This is a genomic window from Actinophytocola sp. (genome assembly GCF_036378875.1).
In the GTDB taxonomy this organism is placed as follows: domain Bacteria; phylum Actinomycetota; class Actinomycetes; order Mycobacteriales; family Pseudonocardiaceae; genus Actinophytocola.
Genome location: NZ_DASUVO010000142.1, coordinates 1 through 17,981, shown reverse-complemented (window position 1 = coordinate 17,981; position 17,981 = coordinate 1). Strand labels below are relative to the sequence as shown.

The window sequence follows — 17,981 nt, the reverse complement described above, 5'->3', positions numbered from 1 at the left end:
GACCGTCCCAAGGGTGCCCTTCAGGGCGTTCGGCTGCCGGTAGGGAACAGGAAGATCTGGTCCGGTGTCTCGATGTGACCCGGGGTGTCGGGGAGTTCCTCACGGCGGGAGGCGATCCAACGCCGGCGGCGGGCCCTCGGCAGCGCGACCGCGAGGACCACGGCGACGACGATGGCCGCGACCACCAGCCCGGCGCCGATCTTCGCGCCGGCGCTCATGTCCGCCCACCACGCGGCCTCGCGGAGTTCATTGAGATCCGGCGGTTTCGGGGACACCGCGGGTGCGGCGAGCGGCTCGCGGTCGGAGAGGTCCTCGGTGACCGCGCGGTAGGGGTCGACGATCCCGGCACCGTACTCGAGACTGTTCTTCCCTCCTGGCGCGGGATCCGCGGTCGCGAGCAGACGTTCGGCGACCTGCGGCGCGGTGAGGTCCGGATACGCCGAACGCACGAGCGCGGCCACCCCGGCCACGAACGGCGCGGCGAAACTGGTGCCGGCCAGGTACTGGTGACCGGACACGCGTGACGCGGCGAGCACGGCCTCGCCGGGCGCCACCAGGTCCACATAGGAGCCGACCTGGGAGCCCTCCGCGCGAACACCGTCGATGGTGATGCCGCCGACGCCGAGCACCCCGTCGTAGGAGGCGGGGAACGATGGCGCACCGGCGGCGTCGTGGTTGCCGGCGGCCGCGATGACGAGCACATCCTTGTCCTGGGCATACCCGATCGCGTCGCGGATCGCCGGGAAGTCGGCGTAACCGGACATCGACAGGTTGAGCACCTTCGCGCCGCTGTCCGCCGCGTAGCGGACGCCGTCGGCGACGACGTTCGGGTTGATCGGCACCGTCGTGCCGCCCTCGGTGAGCTCGCGGTCGGTGATCCGCACCGGCAGGATCCGGGCATCCGGCGCCACACCACGGAAACCGACCCCGGCCACCGGTGACGCGGCGATGATCGAGGCGACCGCGGTGCCGTGCGCGATGCAGTCGAAGTTGCCGGGCAGGTCACCGACGAGGAAGAAGTCCGCGCCGGGCAACACCTTTCCCTGCAGCTGCGGGTGATCACCGTCCACTCCGGAGTCGACGACTGCCACGGTGACGCCGGCACCCGTGCTGTGCGGCCAGGTGCGGTTCAGGTCGAGGAGCTGCTGGGCCCACGGCAGCTGGGTGACGACCTCCCGCGGCGGATCGGGTTCGCCACGGCAGGCGCCGACCGGCGGCGCGGCGGCCGCTGTCGCCGGCAGCCCGATCGCGGCGGTGGCCGCGAGCACGGCAACGGCGAGAACTCTCATGAACACCGATCCTCCGGTTCCCCGTGTCGTGCCACGGGACACGTGGCCGGAACCGGTCAACGCCGCCAGGAACCGTTAGCCGGCGTTCACCCTGGAACGTGAGTTGGGGAGGTGCCACCGTTGGAGCGATCGACCACCGAGCTGACCGGGCGACTCGCCGAGTACGCCCGCCTCGCCGAGCACGTGCGGGCGATACAGGACGGCATCGACGAGATCCGCGGCACCGGCTACTCCGACGACGGCCTCGTCACCGCGGTGGTCGGCGGGCGCGGTGAGCTGGTGGAGCTGGAGCTCGACCCACGGATCTACCGCGACCGCAACGCGATCGAGCTCGCCACCAAGATCGTCGCCGCGGTCCACGACGCGGCCGAGGACGCAGGGCGCGAGGCGACGACGTTCGCCAAGAAGCTCGCTCCCCAGGCCAAGCAGGGCGACGACTTCGACCCGATGTTCGACCCGGCGCTGCAGCTGATCGAGAAGGCCAGGTCCGAGGAGGGACGGCGATGACTCCACCCCTTCCCGGAGACCAGGGCTACACCGGCGTCGACGTCGACGGTGCCGGCATCGACATGTACCCGGATCCGGCCGCGAAGATGATGACCGACATCGCGGATGTCTTCACCGCCGTCAAGAAGGGGTGGGACACCCACAGCAAGAAGGCCGAGGACCTCGCTGGCAAGCTCGGCGACGGCCCGATGGGCGAGGGGTTCAAGGAGCAGTACGACCCTGCGTGGGACGCGATCAACAAGTTCGTCCCACAGCAGGTGGACCGTCTGGGCAAGCTCTCGAAATCAGGCTCCGAGGCGCCGCCGCTCTATGTGGAGAACGACCTGGCGGCCGGCCAAGCGTTCGACTTCTGAGGCCGGCCTGCGATGGGGTGGGACTGGATAACCGAACCCGCGGGTGATCTGTGGGAGGCGGTCAAGAGCCACACGATCGACCAGGTGTGGCCGCCGGACAGCGAGCAGGACGCGTGGGACCTTGCCGACGAGCTGAAGGCCATCGGCAAGACGATGGACGACGCCGCGGACGCCATCGAGGCGCAGGCCAAGGTGTCGGAGACGGTCTGGCTGGACGTGGCAGGCGTCCAGTTCACCTACCTGCTGCGGAAACTGCCGGAGAGCTTCCGCATGGTCGGCGAGAACATGCGCACGCTCGGCGACGGCGCGAAGGAGTACGGCGACTCGCTCCGCGAGGCACGCATCAACATCATCGTCGAGCTGGCCGCCAACGTCGCCCTGTACGGGGCACTGATGGCCTTCGGACCGGCCGGCGGCTTCCTCGCCCAGGGCCTCGCCCGCGCCATCGCCGGCCGCCTGACCGGAATGGTCTCGAGCCTCATAGGCCGGACCGCGGGCGGCAGCATGGCCCGCGCGTTGAGTCTGGCCAGCAAGGGCGTGGTCGAGATCGGCAAAGAGGCGATCGACGAGGCCATCATCGACACCGCCACCCAGCTCGCCAGCATGCAGATGGGACTACAGGACGGCTTCGACTTCGGCCGTACCGGCAAGGCCGCCGCCACCGGCGGCGTCGGCGGGATCATCGGTGAGGGCGTTGGCAAGGCGCTGAACCCGCTGAGCCTGGCCACCGGCGCCGGCCTCAACCGGATCATGCCGTCGAACGTGGCGAGGAACATCAACACCGGCCTCAGCGGCGCGGCGAACAACTTCGTGACCTCCCCGACGGCGAGCTACGTCGTCAACAACTACAACAACCCCGACGCACTGACCGACCTGGACGGCTACGGCAACGAGATCAAGAACAACGGCGCCGCCGCCGCGATCACGGGCGCCCCGCGCTCGATGGTGATCGACCACGTACAGCAGATGCACCCGAACGGCGGCCAGATCGCCAACGACTGGGCCGACCGGGTGTCCGGTTCCCCACCACCACCCCCCGGAGGCGGCGCAGGCGGGGTTGGCGGCGGCGGAGCTGGCGCTGGCGGAGGTGGGGCTGGCGCTGGCGGAGGTGCCGGCTCGGGCGGTGGAGCTGGCGGTGGAGCAGGTGGCGGCGGCACTGGAGCTGGCGCAGCTGGCGGCGCGGGCGCAGGCGGCGGAGCAGGCGCCGGCGGTGGGGCAGGCGGTGGGGCAGGCGGCGGCGCTGGAGCTGGGGCAGGCGCGGGAGCTGGAGCTGGGGCTGGAGCTGGGGCCGACGCGGGCGCTGGAGCCGGAGCCGGAGCTGGGGGCGACGCCGGAGCGGGCGCTGACGCAGGTGCCGGGGCCGGAGCAGGAGCCGGTGCTGGGGCCGACGCAGGTGCCGGCGCCGGAGCAGGAGCCGGAGCCGGCGCCGGAGCAGGCGCCGGAGCCGGAGCCGGGGCCGGAGCCGGAGCCGGGGCCGGGGCAGGCGCCGGAGCTGGCGCTGGAGCCGGGGCTGGCGCTGGAGCGGGAGCCGGGGCCGGCGTGGGCGCGGGCGATGCGGGTGGTGCCCAGACCGGCGGCGACGCCGGCGGAACACAGGGCGATGGCGCAGACGCTGATGCCGGAGGCACCCAGGGCGGCAACGAAGGCGGGAACGCTGGCGGCGCCCAGACCGGGGGCGCCGACGCCGGCGGCACACAGACCGGCAACACCGGTGCCGATGCCGGAGGCACGCAAGGCGGCAACGCCAACGGCACTCAAACCGGGGGCGCCGACGCCGGCGGCACACAGACCGGCAACACCGGCGCTGACGCCGGAGGCACGCAAGGCGGCAACGCCGGCGGTACCCAAACCGGAGGAACAGGCGCCGATGCAAGCGGCGCGCAGACTGGCGGCTCAGGCGCCGACGGTACGCAAACCGGCGGCTCCGACGCCAATGCTGGCGGCACACAAGACGGCGGCTCTGGTGCCGACGCGAGTGGCACCCAGTCCGGCGACGCGGGCAGTGGTCAGCCCGGCGAGTCCGGCGCCAATGCCGATGGCTCGCAGGCCGGCGACGCAGGCAGTTCGAGCGACCAGCCGGGTAGCGACGCTTCCAAGGTGGGCGATGTCCAGTCCGAAGTGGACAAGGGTGCGACGCGGGCCGGCGAGCAGTCGAACGTAGGTAGCCAGTCCACGGGCGGGTTCGGCGCGGTGGGCGCGGCCCCGACGCACACGGCCGCCCCGACGCACACCACCTCGACCGCCCCACCGGCCGCGGCCAGCCAGGCCACCAACGCATCCGGCCAAGCCAACAACGCATCCGGCCAGGCCAACAACACAGCTCCCAACCAGACCAACAACTCCACGCAGGCCGGCAAGTCGAGTGCCGCCACTCAGCAGGGCACCAACAGCGCTCCGCAGAGCAAGACCCCGCCGGCCGCCAGCACCGACCGGCCGGAAGCGGCCGACAAAGCCGCACCCGAGGCCGAGCAGACCGTCCAGCAGCAGTCCACCTCGGAAAGCGAGGAGTCGACCAGGTTCGTCGTCACGGCGTCCGGCGCCGCGGTTGTCGCGCAGGCGGCAGCGGCGGCCGCCCCGCCGGAAGGCACTACGGAACCGACGAACAAGGCGAAGCCGACGCGCGTGCGGATCGGCGAGCAGTCGTTCCCCGCCGGCTGGCAACCGCGCCTGAGAGGTTCGGCCCCGAACCCGGATCCGGCGTCCCAGCCGACGACGGGCACCGGTCCGGCGACCAGCCAACCCGATCCGAACGCCACACCCCCGGCCGGGGCGAAGACACCGTCGAGCCAGGGGAACTCCAGCACGACCGGCAATCCCAACTCCGGTGCGACGCCGTCGAATGCGGGCAACGGCGCGGCTGGCCGAGGTGCGGGCGGCAACAACGGCGGTTCCGGCACCACCGGCCCGGGTCCCGCGAGCAGTCCGGACGGCGACCCGGAAATCTCCGCCAAGAAGGTCAGGAAGATTGCCCAGAAGGTCGCGGACAAGGCGCGCATAGCCGAGAAGGCGGCCGCGGACGCATTGGCGGCGGCCGCGAAGGCCCGGGACGCCGTGCAACGGGCATTGGCCGAGGGTACGGAGGAAGCGGCCAAGGAAGCGCTGAAGGCGGTCAAGGAGTCCGCGAGGCAGTCACAGAACGCCGAGCAGAAGGCCTACCAGGCTGAGGAAGCCGCCAACCAGGCCGAGCAGGTCGCGGAGAAGGCCGCCAACCAGACCGGCGGTCGGGTGTCCAACGACGACGTCCAGGCCGCACGAGACGCTGCCGCGAAGGCCAACGCAGCTTCCGAGAAGGCCTTGGAAGCGGCGTTGGAGGCGTGGCAGGCGTCCACTCCGGACACTCAGCCACCGCCGGTCCGCGCCGCTCAACCGGAGACGGGCGACCCGAACCGGCAGCCGGACGCCCCGGGCATCACCGTCCAGCCGGAAGTGCATCTCCTTGGCACGTTCAGCCCGGGCCGACTGACCATCGTGGACGGTGTGATCACGGCGATCGACGGTCAGCCGGTCGAGAAGAAGCTGCGGGAGCTGGCCAAACACCGCGCGGAGGTGTACTTCCGGGCGAAGTTGTTGAAGAACCCGTCCGGCGTGGAGACCGGCGACGTGGTCGCGGTGGTGCTGAACATCAAGACGGGCCAGGTTTTCGAGTCGACGAACGGGCAGAAACACACCGAGATCACGCCCACGTCGCACGTACACCCGAAGCTCCGCACGAGCGAACAGCAGCTGAGAAGGCCGGCCCACTATCCACTGTGGAACGAAGACGGCACACCGGCGCCAGGACCGGAACGATCGGACCTGCCGGGCCTGCACGGCGAGCCGCTGTTCCGGCACGCGGAGGTCCGCGCCGCCAACGAGCACCTACACGTGAGCGATGACGTCGAACTCAGCGACCTGCTCGCCGACGTCTGGTTCACCCGCACGGACGGCCCGGTGCTGGCACCGTTCTGCGCGAACTGCGCGGGCCTGCTGGCGGATGTCAGAAACCTCTCCGGCCGCCGCCAGTACACCGAAGAAGGCGGCCCACACCTCGTCAACATCCCACCCGAACTACCCGGCGACCCGCCACAGGCCCCACCGAGCCCGTCGGCCAACCCCCCCGCCGGCCCGAACCGGCCCCCATCACACGGCGGGGGCGCGGCTTCGCCTGCCACACCGGCACCACAAACTCCCGCGCCTGGCAACACGGGACAGACCGCCCCGCCAGCCAAGTCGGGCAGCGCCACGCCACCGGGCGGCACCACTCAAGCCGCGCCCAACACACCAGCCACCAACCCGGCGGCCCCGGCGTCGCCCGGCAGCGCCGCGCCACCAAACCCGGCCCCGACGCCGACCACCCCGCCAACGCCGTCGAACCCCCCGGGCTCCGCGGCCCAAGCCGCATCCGCGAACACCACACCACCGGGCAGCCCAGCCGCCACGGGCCCGAACACGACGGGCCCAGTCGGCTCAGGACCTAACAACCCGCCCGCCAGCGCAACTCCCACGAGTCAAGCGGCCACGGGAGCGCCGACCAATCCCACCTCAAGCGGCCCGACCGGCCCTGCTGGCTCCGGACAGACCACCTCAAACCCAGCACCGAACAACCCGTCGAGCAGCTCAGCTCCCACAAGCCCAACTGCCACCGGACCGACCCCAACCAACCCAACCGGGTCCGGGTACAACACTCCCGCACCTACCAACCCACCCACCGCCTCAGTTCCCCCCCACCAAGCTGCCACCGGGCCAGCGTCAACCAACCCCACGCCGAGTGGGCCAGGCGCGACCGGAGCAGCGCCGACCGGCCCAGCCAGCCCGGGACAAACCACCCCAAACCCAGCACCGACCACCGGCTCAACTCCCGCAAACCAAGCCGCCCCGGGAGCGGTGCCAGCCAATCGCACCCCAAGCGGCCCAGCCGCGACCGGAGCAGCCCCAACCAGCCCAGCCAGCCCGGGACAAACCACCCCAAACCCAACACCGACCACCGGCTCAACTCCCACAAACCAAGCCGCCACGGGAGCGGCATCGCCCAACCAAACCGCGAGCGGTCCAGCCGCCACCGGGTCGGCTCCCACTCAGTCGGCGCCGGGTGGCCCAGCCAGTCCCGGACACACCGCTTCACAATCAGCAGGCAGCAACGCGCCTGCCGTCAACCCGCGCCCAGCCAGCCCCACCGGGCAAGCCGTCGCCGGACCGTCACCCAGTGGGCCAGCCGCCCCAGGCTCAACCTCGTCTGGCACAAGCGGACCGACGCCCACCAACCCGGCAGCCCCAACCCCAACACCCAGCGGACCAAACCCCACCAACTCGGCCAACCCCACCGCACCCGCCGGGCCAACCGCCCCAAGCCCAGCGCCCAGCGCAGCCAACCCAACCAACCCCGCCGCACCGACACCCGGCGGCCCAGCCGCCCCAGGTTCAACTCCGACTGGCACGGCCGCAGCCGGACCGACACCCACCAACCCCGCTGCCCCAAGCCCAACACCCAGCGGACCAAACTCACCCAACTCGGCCAACCCCTCTGCCGCCGCACCCACAGGGCCGGCCGCCCCAGGCCCAACACCCAACGCGGCCAACCCCACTGCCACCGCACCGCCACCCATCGGCGCGAGCCCAACACCGAGCGCGGCCAACCCAAGCCCCACACCCAACGCGGCCAACCCCGCCACCGCTACACCAACACCCACCGGGCCAGCACCAGGCTCAACCCCGGCTGGCGCGAACCCAGCCGGACCGACACCCACCAATACCGCCAATCCAAGTCCAACACCCAACGCGGCCAGCCCAACCAACCCCGCCGCACCGACACCCGGCGGCCCAGCCGCTCCGGGTTCGACTCCGACTGGCGCGACGCCAACCGGATCGGCACGCACCAAACCCACCAAGCCAAGCCCAACACCCGGCCCAACAGCCACCGGCTCGACAGCGGTCAACGCTGCCCCGTCTGGGCGGACCCAATCCGGCTCCGGCGCGGCGGCGGGGTCGACCAGCGGGCGAAGCGGGCCCGTCAACGCGTCACGCAGTCAAGCCGGGTCGAGTCCGAACCCGGGCGCAATTACAGGACCACCGAGCGGGCAGACCAGATCCACCAACACACCCAACCAAACCGGACCAGGATCAAACTCCGGCACAATCGCAGGACCAACCAGCGCACAAACCGGATCCACCAACACACCCAACCAAACCGCATCAGGATCAAACTCCGGCACAATCGCAGGACCAACCAGCGGACAAAGCGGATCCACCAAACCGTCACGCAGTCGGGCCAATTCGGGTTCGAATGCCGCGCCGGCCGGGCAGAATGCGCCTGCCGCTGCGCAGCCTCAGCAGGCGGCGCCGTCCGGGTCGCGGGAGTTGTCGCCGGGTACGCGGAGTCGGGTCGAGGCGGTTCGTCATTCGCGGTTCGCGGCCACGCGGATCGCTCACCACACCGCGGCGAAGGTGAAGAAGCGGGCGCTCGCGGTCATGGTTGGCGTGCAGCTCAAGGCGGACGCGCGGATCAAGAGTGTCACGCCGGAGCCGAACCAGTCTGATCACTTCGTCGTGACGAGGGACGACGGGAACGACTCGACGTTCACGGTGCGGGTCACCGTTACCGGGAAGATCGACAATCGGGCGCACGCGGAGGTTGAGGTTGTCCAGGCCGGCCAAGTCGCCGAGATACGGATTTCCTCGCACGTCAAGCTGAACACCATCGACCGGGTGGTTGCCAACGCTGTCGCTCAGGCCAGTGAAATCCTGCAGAACGGCGCGCGGGTCACCGACAACGCCCTCGATCGCGACACCCACCCGGGTGACCATCCGACCCCGTCCGTTGCGGATCGTGGGCGGGAGGCGGAGGTTCGGCACCTCGACCGGGCGGTCCGGCGGCGCCGGATGGCGCACGAGATGAAGACGCTCATCGAGAACCTCGGCATGCATGCCGACGATCCCGTCGCGAAGCAGCGGAAGGCCGTCTCAAGCGTCGAGACCATCGTTTCCGCATACGCCAAGGAGGGGACGCCTCGGCCGGCATGGGCCAAGCCGCCCAACGGTTATCCCGGGTGGAAGGCCTTCTACCTCATCCAACTGCCCACCGAGATGGCGACGGGTTGGGCCGCGGGCTGGGCCATGCTGCAGACCGGTGCGCCGCCGGTGATGACGTACGCGGTATGGACGACGACCACGGTGACCGCGATCGGCGGGACGATCGCCAAGCAGTGGATCGGCCTTCGTGACAAGACCCGGGTGGACAAGGGACACGGGCTCAACAACCAGAAGCGTGCCCACGCGCGGGCTGTGCGCCGCAGGAGCGACCTCGACAGGCTGTTCCAACGTCTGCACGTCACCGGTCTCCGCAGTAAGCCGCCCAGAGAGCCGGACGCGCCGGACGGTGGGGAGAAGACCAACCACGGCAAGAAGAAACGGTTCTACTTCCGTGGTCTCCCGCCGCTCATCGGCGCCGCGTCGACCACCCCGTTCGCCATGCTGGGCGGGTTGCCGTGGTGGACCTACGCGGCACACTGGGGTGTCGCGATCGGTGCGGCGGCTTTCGGGACCATGCACGAGAAGTACCTCCGCAAGAGGCTCGTCCCGCAGGAGTGGGCGCGGCTCGACAACGAGGGCCGCAAGCACGAGATCACGGTCGCGAAGTTCGACGAGAAAGCCCTGGCCCAACTGCACAACCTCCTCGACCGTGTCGACCGTGTCAGGGGAACCGCGTCGGCGGCCGTGACACCGGTCACGAAGGCCGAGAAGCCCAACGACGTCAAGTGGAGCCTGCCAACCTGGTACGGCGTCAACCAGGTCGGTGGGCAGTCCGGTGACGTCGCCCGGGCCGGCACCGGCTGGGCGGAAAAACACATGAACCCGCCGGATCCCAATGCCCCGCCTGCTCCGCCACCCGACGCTCCCGACGGCGTCGTCGGCTGGCTGGACAAGCATTTCAACCCCATCGGGGCCGATCACCAGGTCAGCGCGAACCCGATCGACATTCTCTACACCGGTCTCGCGCGGGCCGGGGCGGGTATCGTCATCGGCTCGCTCATGGACTGGGGGTTCGTCAGCAGGGAGTACCGCAAGATCGTCGACCAGGTCAAGTTCGACTTCGGCAACAGAATCGCCGAGCACGTGGATCTCCAAGAGGAGTTCATGAACGACGTGCTGGACGGGTTCGAGAACCTGATCCGAGACGCGGAGGTCGCGCACGGGGGCCCGCCAGACACCGACCGGACGCCGGTCCCCAGTCCTGAGCAGCGTGACGTGGTTACCAACCCGAAGAAACGGCCCGCGGGTCGTCAGGGGATCGTGGCGTTCGCGGTGCAGAGCTCCATGCAGGCCGGCTCGTTGTACGGCGCCATGTGGGGCGCGACGGAGTGGTTCAACCAGAACCCCACCGGGATCGTCGTCATCAGCGCGGTGGGGACCGCGCTGGCCGTCACGTTCCTCCCGAAGTACGCGTTGCGGCGCAACGAGCAGAACAAGGTCAACGAGACGATCTTCCGCGACCGCGACCGGGAACGGCCGATCGAGGAAGCGACGGCCGAGGCGCTGAAGGAGATCGCTTTCGAGATCATGAAGCGGGAGATCGACGCGGCAGTAACCGGCAACACGACGCGGAAGCCGACGCCGACGGTGACCCAGCCGACGGACCCCACAGACGCGACGCAGATCAAGAAGTTCGTCAAGGAAGAGACCGAGCTTCTGCGGCACGAGCCGAGGGCGATCGCGCTGATCGGTCACCGCGCGCTGGCGCTGAAGCGGATGACCCGCCTCGTCGAACGGGTCCGCATCTTCGAGGCCCACGCCATCGAGACCGGCAACACCGAGCCGCTCAAACAGGCCCGCACGGATATGGCGGAGCTGTACAAGGCGTACAAGACGATGACGGACGAGAACGACAAGGACTACGGCAAACCGCTGCCGGACGACGAGGAAACCCTGCTGAAGGACGCGGCGGAGCGCAGGGCGAACCGGAAGCCGCCAGGCTTCCGGGGCGGCGAGCCCGGCACCCGGCCCGCGGGAGACCTCCAGTCCTATTTCAACCAGAGCGTCGACACCCCGGCCGGTCGGGCGTACTACGCGCCCGGGGACGACAACCTGGACGACGCCGCCGATCTTCAGCCGGACCCCGGCTGGTACACGATCGACATGCACGGCCACGCGGACTCGGTGCGCATCGGCGAGGACCGGCTCACGGTCGAGGACCTCGCGCAGCTCATCGAGATGGACGGCAAGTGGAGCGGCCAACCGATTCGGCTGCTGGCGTGCGAGACCGGCAAACAGGACAACGGCTTCGCGAAACAGCTCGCCGACCGGCTCGGCGTCAGGGTGAAGGCGCCGGTGGACCACGCCGGTGTCGGCCCGGACGGTCAGGCGATCGTGACCACGAGCGAGGTCGGTCCGGACGGCAGCGTCCGCGCGGTGATCCCGCCGACGAGCCGGATGCGCGTGTTCGAGCCGGCGGTCCCGCGCGAGGCGAGGCCCGACGCCGAGCCCGCGCCGGAGTCACCGGGTCAGGCGCCTGCGCCGGCACCGCCGACAGCAGCTCTGCCCGGGCTCGCGTGGCCGCACTACGAAGAGGTGCGGATCGGTGAGATGCGGGAGATGGAGCTGATCCCGGAGGTCGGCGAGCTGGCGCTGCTGCGCAGCGGACCGACCGTCTACACCGGAGCGGAGCGGCTCTGGCCGGACGAGCTGGCCAACATCGTCGCCGAGAGCGGCGACTGGACCGACGGCCCGATCCGCATCCAGATCCGCGAAGGCAGCGTCGATCCCGAGTTCGTGCAGCGGTTCGCGGACATGCTCGGGGTGCCCGTCCTCATCAACGCCAGCGCGGTGACGGGTGACTTCGCCACGCTGTCGTCGGGCACCCTGGAGGTCTACAACGAGCCGTCACCCGTCGAGAAACCGGCTGGCGCGTGGCGCGTCTACGAGCCGAGGAACGTCACGGCCGGAAGGGAGTGAGTCATGCGGATCGCCCGACTCTTCGACGGGAGAGACAGTGCCGGTGAGTGGACGTTCGCGCCGGACCGGCCGCGGATCACCGATCCGGACGAGCGGGCTCGTATCGCGAGCTTTCTCCGTGGCGGCAAGATGATCCTGCGGGTGCCCGGGTCGGACGTCGACCGGATCGAGCCGGCGAACGGACAGCTCGTGCCGATCTCGACCCGTACCGACGGCATCTGGATCTGGAGCACAGGCCTGCGGTACTACGTCGAGAAGCACGGCATAGCGCCGGAACCGGACTTCCTGGCCCACATCGTCGCGCACGAGTACGTGGCCCCGATGCCGGACGAGCCGGGGTGGCGGGCGGCGCTCGCGGAGCTACAGAAATAGGGTCCGCAGGGTCAGCGCCGCACGCAGCCGGGCTCGCCACGGGCGGCGGGACAGACCGCGGCGCACCTCACGCACCGCCGACCATGCCTCGTCCGCGGTCGACTGCGCGGGCCCGTTTCTCGACCACATCGTCGTGTCGACGGTCCTGGCCAGTTCGTGCAGGCCGGTCACCACGGACTGGTCGACCAGCGGTCCCGCGGCACCCGCCATGTCCCGCACGGTCATGCCGGCGGTGAACGGCACCCCGTGGGCCCGCAACCGGTCCCGTGCCTCCGCCCACGCGCCGACCACCGACCGAGCGCCCGGTCTCCGGTGCCGGAGCCAACCACGTGCTGTCCAGGCGAGCGGCACGCCGAGCAGCCACACGGCCACCAGCGCGGCGACCGCCACCAGGATCGGTACGACCGGCACGGAGAATCCGCCCGCGTCGGCGTCCTCTTCGGACGCTGGGTCCTCACGCAGCTGTGGGTCCCGCACGTCCTCCGGGGGCGGCAGGTTCTCGCGGGCCTTGGCGGTCACCTCGGCCAGGCCCTTGGCCTTCGAGCCGGTGCCGCTCGGTGCGCCGGCCGGGTCGAGCGGCACCCAGCCGACGCCTTCGACCGCGACCTCCGGCCACGCGAGCACGTCACCGCCCCGCACGACGATGTCCTCGCCGGCGCCGCTCGCGCGGTAGCCGACGGCGACCCGTGCCGGCAGGCCGATCATGCGGGCCAGCACCACGTACGCGGTGGCGAACTGCTCGGTCGTGCCACGTTTGGTGTCGAGCAGGAACGTCTTCAGCTGCGGCCAGCCACTGCCGCTCGGCAGGTCCTCGCCGGTCGCGAGCGTGTAGTTCTCGCGCAGGTAGCGCTCCAGTACCAGCGCGGTCTGGAACGCGGGCCGGGTGTTGTGCACGGCTTCTCGTGCCAGCTCGGCAATGCCGTCCGGCACCTCACCGACGCCGCCGAACCCCGTGCGGGCGCTACCGTCGATCGCCGCGCCGCCGAGGACATCGGCGGCCACGGTCGGCTCCCACCACGACAGGTCGTAGCTGACCGGGCCGTCGCGGCCGGGGACGATCAGCGTGCCGGACGTCTCGTCGACGAGCGGCGCCAGCCCGGTCACCGACGCCGGCAGTGCCTGGCTCGGCAGCCACGGCCCTTCCGGCTCGGAGTACTCGATGTGCGCGCTGTGCTCGGACGCCGGCACGGTCACCGAGGGCGCGGGCGGCAACGCGGTGCCGAGACGCCGGGGCTGCACGCTCGGCGTCCAGGTCACGCCGTTGAACTGGTCGAGCACGACGAGCCGCCACCGGTCGACGGGGGCGTCCGTCGAGTAGGTGAACACCTCGTCGTCCGCGTGCTGCAGGCGCTCGGTCAGCTCGTCGAGTGGACTCGCCACGCGCTCGGGTGGCAGGGGCGCGAAGTGCTTGTCCCGCAACGAGTACGCGGGCCGCTCGGCAGGGTCGAGTGCCATGCCGACCAGTGCGCCGCCGACACCCAGGACCAGTGTCGGCACCGTCATCACCAGCGCGACCAGCGGGCGGCGGGCGGTTCGCGGACCGGCGGTGCTGGCACCGGTCGACGTCAGCAGCACGGCCACGACCACCGCGAACCCGACGGCGACGAGCATCGCGGTCAGCCCGGTCAACGCGACGTAGGCCTGGCTCAGCCCGAGCACCGCGAGCCCGGGCAACATCGCGACGAGTGGCCACGGCAGCCTGGCCAGGAGTTCGACCGCGAGCACGGACGCGGCGAGCGCGGCCAGGGGGACGAACAGCAGCAGTTCGGCGTCAGAGCGCGCCGGCCACGTGGACTGCAGGGTCAGCTGCCACGACTCGGTGAGGCCCGCGCTCAACGCGCGGATCGTCTCGCCGGTCGGCAACCCGCCCGTGGTGGTGGGAAACAGCAGCGTCTCGACGAGCGCCACCAGCCCGAGGAACAGCATGAGCAACGCGCGCCACGGCACGAGCGCGGACCAGCGCCGGCACGCCTCGGCGACGGCGAACCCCGTCACCACGACCAGTCCGAGAGGCACGAGCAGCGGGGTGAACCCGAAGACGGGCGCGAAGAGCAGCCCTGGCCCGACGGCGGCGAGGAGCACGGAGAGAACGGGAACGGTCCGGGCTGGTCCTTCCGGCGTCACGCGGGTCATTCGGCCACCGCCACGTTCCAGCGGCGGGTGGCGCCTCGGGCGTTCGGGGCCGTGATCACCTGGACGCCGGGCACGCCGATCGTCACGCCGGTGTCGGTGCCGCCGGCCAGGGTGATCACCACGGTCGACGCGTAGTGGGGCCGCAGTGTCGCGACCGCCGCCAGGTCCTCGTGGTACGCGCTCGCCAACACCACCACCAGCGTGCCGCCGCGATCGGCTGCCTGACCAAGCGACGCGGGAACGAGCGGGGCCGTGCCGGTCAGCGGGGTCAGCTCACACAACTCGTCCAGCACCTGCCGCACCGCCTGCTGTCCACTGCGTGGCTTGAGGTCGACGCCGCCGGTCGTCACCAGGCGGCACCAGTAACCGGCCTCCGCGGCCGCGTTCATCAGCGACGCCGTCAGGTCCACGGCCTCCTCGAACACATCCGGGGGCAGCAGGGCCGCACGCGTGTCCAGCAGCGCGGTGAACCGGGGCTGGTTCGGGTCGACGTAGTCGCGGACCATCAGCCGGCCGGTGCGGGCGATCGCCTTCCAGTGCAGGTGCCGGACCTCGTCGCCGGGCACGTACTCACGCACGTCCCGCAGGTCGAGGGTGCCGTGTGGGGAGTCGTCGCTGGTGCGGCCCTCGTGGTGGTGGCGGGGATGCCCGGCGACCAGCGCACGCACCGGGTACGTCCTGGGGTGCACCCACATCGTGGTGGTGTCGCCGGTGGCCAGGTGGCTTCGGCCAAGGCCGAGCGGATCCACGCGTTCGAGTGTCAGCGGGCCGACCTGGATGCGGCCGCGGCGGGCCGTGGGTAGTTCGTAGTGGTAGACCGCGTCCGCGCCGGGAGCGAGCGGGCGAACGGCCACCGAGTGGTAGCCGCCGTCGACGCGGTCGCCCGCGGTGAAGGCGCTGTGCCGGCGCTGGTTGTCGTTGTGCACACGCAGACGCGCGAACGCCGGCCGGCCACGCTGCACGCGGTCGGGGTACACCTCCCGACTGACGACGACGCGCGGCCGGCGCGCGGTCACCGCGAGCGCGGCCGCCACGGCACCGATCCCGGCGCCGCCCAGCGCCCGGAGCACGGGGAAACCCACCCACACGCCAGAGGCGTACGCGACCACGGCCGCCACCAGCACCGCCCATCCCCGGCGAGTGAGCCGGGGCATTACGCGACCGTTGCGCTGACCGAGGGAGCCGGAATCGCCGCCAGCACCTCGTCGACGACGTCGCTCGTGCTGCGCTGGTTGAGCTCCGCCTCGGACGTGAGGATCAGCCGGTGCTCCAGGACCGGTTTCGCGACTTCCTTGATGTCGTCCGGCGTGACGTAGTCCCGGCCGTGGGTGGCCGCGATCGCCTGCGCGGCACGAACCAGCGCGATGCTGCCGCGCGGACTCGCGCCGTACCGCAACGCCACGTGTGTGCGGGTGGCGGCGGTGAGCCGGGCGGCGTACTCGACGACGACCGGGTCGATGTGGGTCGAGCGCACCTCGTTGACGGCCTTCTGGAGCGTGTTGAGGTCGACCACCGGCGACAGCTCGTCGGGGCCGACGCCAGCGCAGTCACTCATGATCACCAGCACCTCGGACTCGAGGTTCGGGTAGCCGACCGACAGTCGCATCAGGAACCGGTCCAGCTGTGCCTCTGGCAGGCGGTAGGTGCCCTCCATCTCGATCGGGTTCTGCGTGGCGACCACCAGGAACGGGCGCGGCACCTCGTGCCGGATCGAGTCGACGGTCACCGTGCGCTCGGACATCACCTCCAGCAGCGCCGACTGTGTCTTCGGCGTGCCACGGTTGATCTCGTCGGCGACCACGATGTTGGCGAAGATCCCGCCGGGCCGGAACTCGAACGTCTCCGTGCCCTGCCGGTACACCTGCACGCCCGTCACGTCGCTGGGCAGCAGGTCGGGCGTGAACTGGATGCGGCTGTAGCTGCCGCCGATGCTGCGTGCGAGGCAGCGGGCCAGCGTCGTCTTGCCGAGGCCGGGCACGTCCTCGATGAGCAGGTGCCCCTCGGCGAGCAGCCCCGCGACCGCGAGCCGAACCAGCTGTGATTTCCCCCGAATCACGCCTTGCACGTTGGCCGCGATCAGCTCGTACACCTGACCGGCCATGGGGTGACTCACGAAACGCTCTCCCAAACCAAATTGTTGGATCGTGTGGTGGTGCCGTCCGGCGCGCGCGCCGTGACCGTCACTGTCTGGCCTTCCTCGTGGTAGGCGAACGGGGTGGCCGAGCAGGAGCCGTTCGCGTCGGTCGTGCACGACCCGGTCTGGTTGATCGGGGTCGGTCCGCTCACCTGCGCCGTCAGCGTGTAGCTCGTGTTCGGCAGCATGTTGGTCAGCACGACGTTCACCCACGCGCATTCGGGGTCGCCCGCGCATTGTTCCTGTGTCGGCGCGCCCTGGGAGATCTGGACCGTGCCGGCCACGACGTTCACGGTCGCGGAGGCCGACGCGCCGTCGACCTGCCCGTTCGGGGTCTGGGTGACCGCCCTGACCGTGAACGTCGTCGTGCTCGTGATGTTGTTGAACGTGAAGGTCTGACCGGTCGTCACCGACTCCTGGCCGTTGCCGCTCACCACGTAGTGCAGCAGCGTGCCGCCACCGAGGTCCGCGGGCTGTGCCCAGCTCATCGTCGCGGTGCTGTTGGCGCGGTTGTGGCTGGCGTTCACGTTGGTTGGCGCACTGGCCGGCCGCGTGGGCGCAGTGGGCGTGACCGGGTTGGACACGGCGCCGGGACCGGTGCCGACACCGTTGGTCGCGGTGACCGTGAAGGTGTAGGTGGTGCCGTTGGCCAGGCCGGGAACAACGGTGGTCTGGGCGTTGCCCGGGACGGTGGTCTGGCCGCCGTTCCAGGTGATGGTGTAGCCGGTGATGGCGGACCGGTTGTCGGCCGCGGGTCCCCAGCTGACGGTGGCGGAGGCGTCGCCGGCGGTCGCGTTGACGACCGTGGGCGCGCCCGGCGGGCTCGGCGGCACCACCGGTGGAGCCGGCGGCGGTTGCTCTTCCACGACCGGCGGCGGCGTGGTCTGGGTGGGCGGGGTGGTCTGAGTGACCGGCGGTTGTGTTTGTGCGGCCGGCGGTCGCGGCGCGGGGTTCGGTTGCGAGGTGGCAGGTTTCCCGGTGTCCGGCGACGCGGGCACGCCGGCGTCCGGTTTCGGTGTGGACACAGGGGTTTCCGGGTCCTTGCCGCCGGTCGGCTTGGCGGGCTTCACGTCACCGTCTTTGATGGGCACATCGGTGAGGTCGCCGTCGCGGTCCACCACGACGACATGTTCGCCGGAGGCGCCGTCGATGTAGATGCGGTCGTCCTCACCACGAGTCAACCGCGGATCACCCTTGTCCGGCGGAAGCTCCTTGCTCTGCTGAACAACACCCTGCGCGTCATAGGTGACCAGCATGTTCGTGGTCCGG

The 17,981-nt window shown here is 70.8% G+C and carries 13 protein-coding genes and 1 pseudogene; 6 read left to right on the top strand and 8 right to left on the bottom strand.

Annotated features, from left to right (window positions below):
• Window positions 1-20: 20 nt before the first annotated feature.
• Window positions 21-1,289 carry a type VII secretion-associated serine protease mycosin gene (gene mycP / locus VF106_RS41040; protein ID WP_330845423.1) on the bottom strand — a complete coding sequence of 423 codons (1,269 nt, stop codon included), beginning with the start codon at window positions 1,287-1,289 and terminating at the stop codon, window positions 21-23.
• A 120-nt stretch (window positions 1,290-1,409) separates the two neighbouring features.
• On the opposite strand from mycP, the gene VF106_RS41035 reads away from it, so the two are divergent.
• From VF106_RS41035 to VF106_RS41020, 4 genes and pseudogenes are all read left to right on the top strand, one after another.
• Window positions 1,410-1,796, top strand: a complete 387-nt coding sequence (locus VF106_RS41035; protein WP_330845422.1) for a YbaB/EbfC family nucleoid-associated protein — start codon at window positions 1,410-1,412, stop codon at window positions 1,794-1,796.
• Window positions 1,793-2,149: a hypothetical protein gene (locus VF106_RS41030; RefSeq protein WP_330845421.1), complete on the top strand. Its 357-nt coding sequence runs from the start codon at window positions 1,793-1,795 to the stop codon at window positions 2,147-2,149. Before VF106_RS41035 ends, VF106_RS41030 begins: the two co-directional genes overlap by 4 nt.
• Window positions 2,150-2,161: 12 nt before the next feature.
• Window positions 2,162-2,548 (top strand): annotated as a pseudogene (locus tag VF106_RS51220) (WXG100-like domain-containing protein); the annotation flags it as partial.
• A 658-nt stretch (window positions 2,549-3,206) separates the two neighbouring features.
• Window positions 3,207-4,310, top strand: coding sequence for a hypothetical protein (locus tag VF106_RS41020; RefSeq protein WP_330845419.1), 1,104 nt, complete (start codon window positions 3,207-3,209; stop codon window positions 4,308-4,310).
• A gap of 211 nt (window positions 4,311-4,521) precedes the next feature.
• Here the strand turns inward: VF106_RS41020 and VF106_RS41015 are convergent, their stop codons facing one another.
• The 3 genes from VF106_RS41015 to VF106_RS41005 all read right to left on the bottom strand — a co-directional run bounded on the left by VF106_RS41015 (window position 4,522) and on the right by VF106_RS41005 (window position 7,604).
• Complete coding sequence (locus tag VF106_RS41015; protein ID WP_330845418.1) at window positions 4,522-5,145, bottom strand: hypothetical protein; 624 nt, start codon at window positions 5,143-5,145, stop codon at window positions 4,522-4,524.
• A 501-nt stretch (window positions 5,146-5,646) separates the two neighbouring features.
• Window positions 5,647-5,775: a hypothetical protein gene (locus tag VF106_RS41010; protein WP_330845417.1), complete on the bottom strand. Its 129-nt coding sequence runs from the start codon at window positions 5,773-5,775 to the stop codon at window positions 5,647-5,649.
• A 1,502-nt stretch (window positions 5,776-7,277) separates the two neighbouring features.
• Window positions 7,278-7,604, bottom strand: coding sequence for a hypothetical protein (locus VF106_RS41005; RefSeq protein WP_330845416.1), 327 nt, complete (start codon window positions 7,602-7,604; stop codon window positions 7,278-7,280).
• 965 nt (window positions 7,605-8,569) lie between these two features.
• Between VF106_RS41005 and VF106_RS41000 the strand changes: the two genes are divergently transcribed.
• Together VF106_RS41000 and VF106_RS40995 are read left to right on the top strand one after the other, a co-directional pair.
• A complete protein-coding gene (locus VF106_RS41000; RefSeq protein WP_330845415.1) occupies window positions 8,570-12,073 on the top strand; it encodes a DUF8616 domain-containing protein in 3,504 nt (1,167 codons plus the stop codon).
• A 3-nt stretch (window positions 12,074-12,076) separates the two neighbouring features.
• The gene (locus tag VF106_RS40995; RefSeq protein WP_330845414.1) at window positions 12,077-12,445 is read left to right on the top strand and encodes a hypothetical protein; all 369 of its coding nucleotides are present in this window, start codon (window positions 12,077-12,079) and stop codon (window positions 12,443-12,445) included.
• Here the strand turns inward: VF106_RS40995 and VF106_RS40990 are convergent.
• The 4 genes from VF106_RS40990 to VF106_RS40975 all read right to left on the bottom strand — a co-directional run.
• Complete coding sequence (locus tag VF106_RS40990) at window positions 12,434-14,578, bottom strand: transglutaminase TgpA family protein (RefSeq protein ID WP_330845413.1); 2,145 nt, start codon at window positions 14,576-14,578, stop codon at window positions 12,434-12,436. The two genes, VF106_RS40995 and VF106_RS40990, sit on opposite strands and share 12 nt — an antisense overlap.
• Complete coding sequence (locus VF106_RS40985) at window positions 14,575-15,732, bottom strand: DUF58 domain-containing protein (RefSeq protein ID WP_330845412.1); 1,158 nt, start codon at window positions 15,730-15,732, stop codon at window positions 14,575-14,577. The genes VF106_RS40990 and VF106_RS40985 overlap by 4 nt, the downstream gene beginning before the upstream one ends.
• A complete protein-coding gene (locus VF106_RS40980) occupies window positions 15,732-16,679 on the bottom strand; it encodes an AAA family ATPase (RefSeq protein ID WP_330845474.1) in 948 nt (315 codons plus the stop codon). Before VF106_RS40980 ends, VF106_RS40985 begins: the two co-directional genes overlap by 1 nt.
• 8 nt (window positions 16,680-16,687) lie before the next feature.
• The coding region (locus tag VF106_RS40975) for a fibronectin type III domain-containing protein (RefSeq protein ID WP_330845411.1) at window positions 16,688-17,981 on the bottom strand (1,294 nt) is incomplete at its 5' end.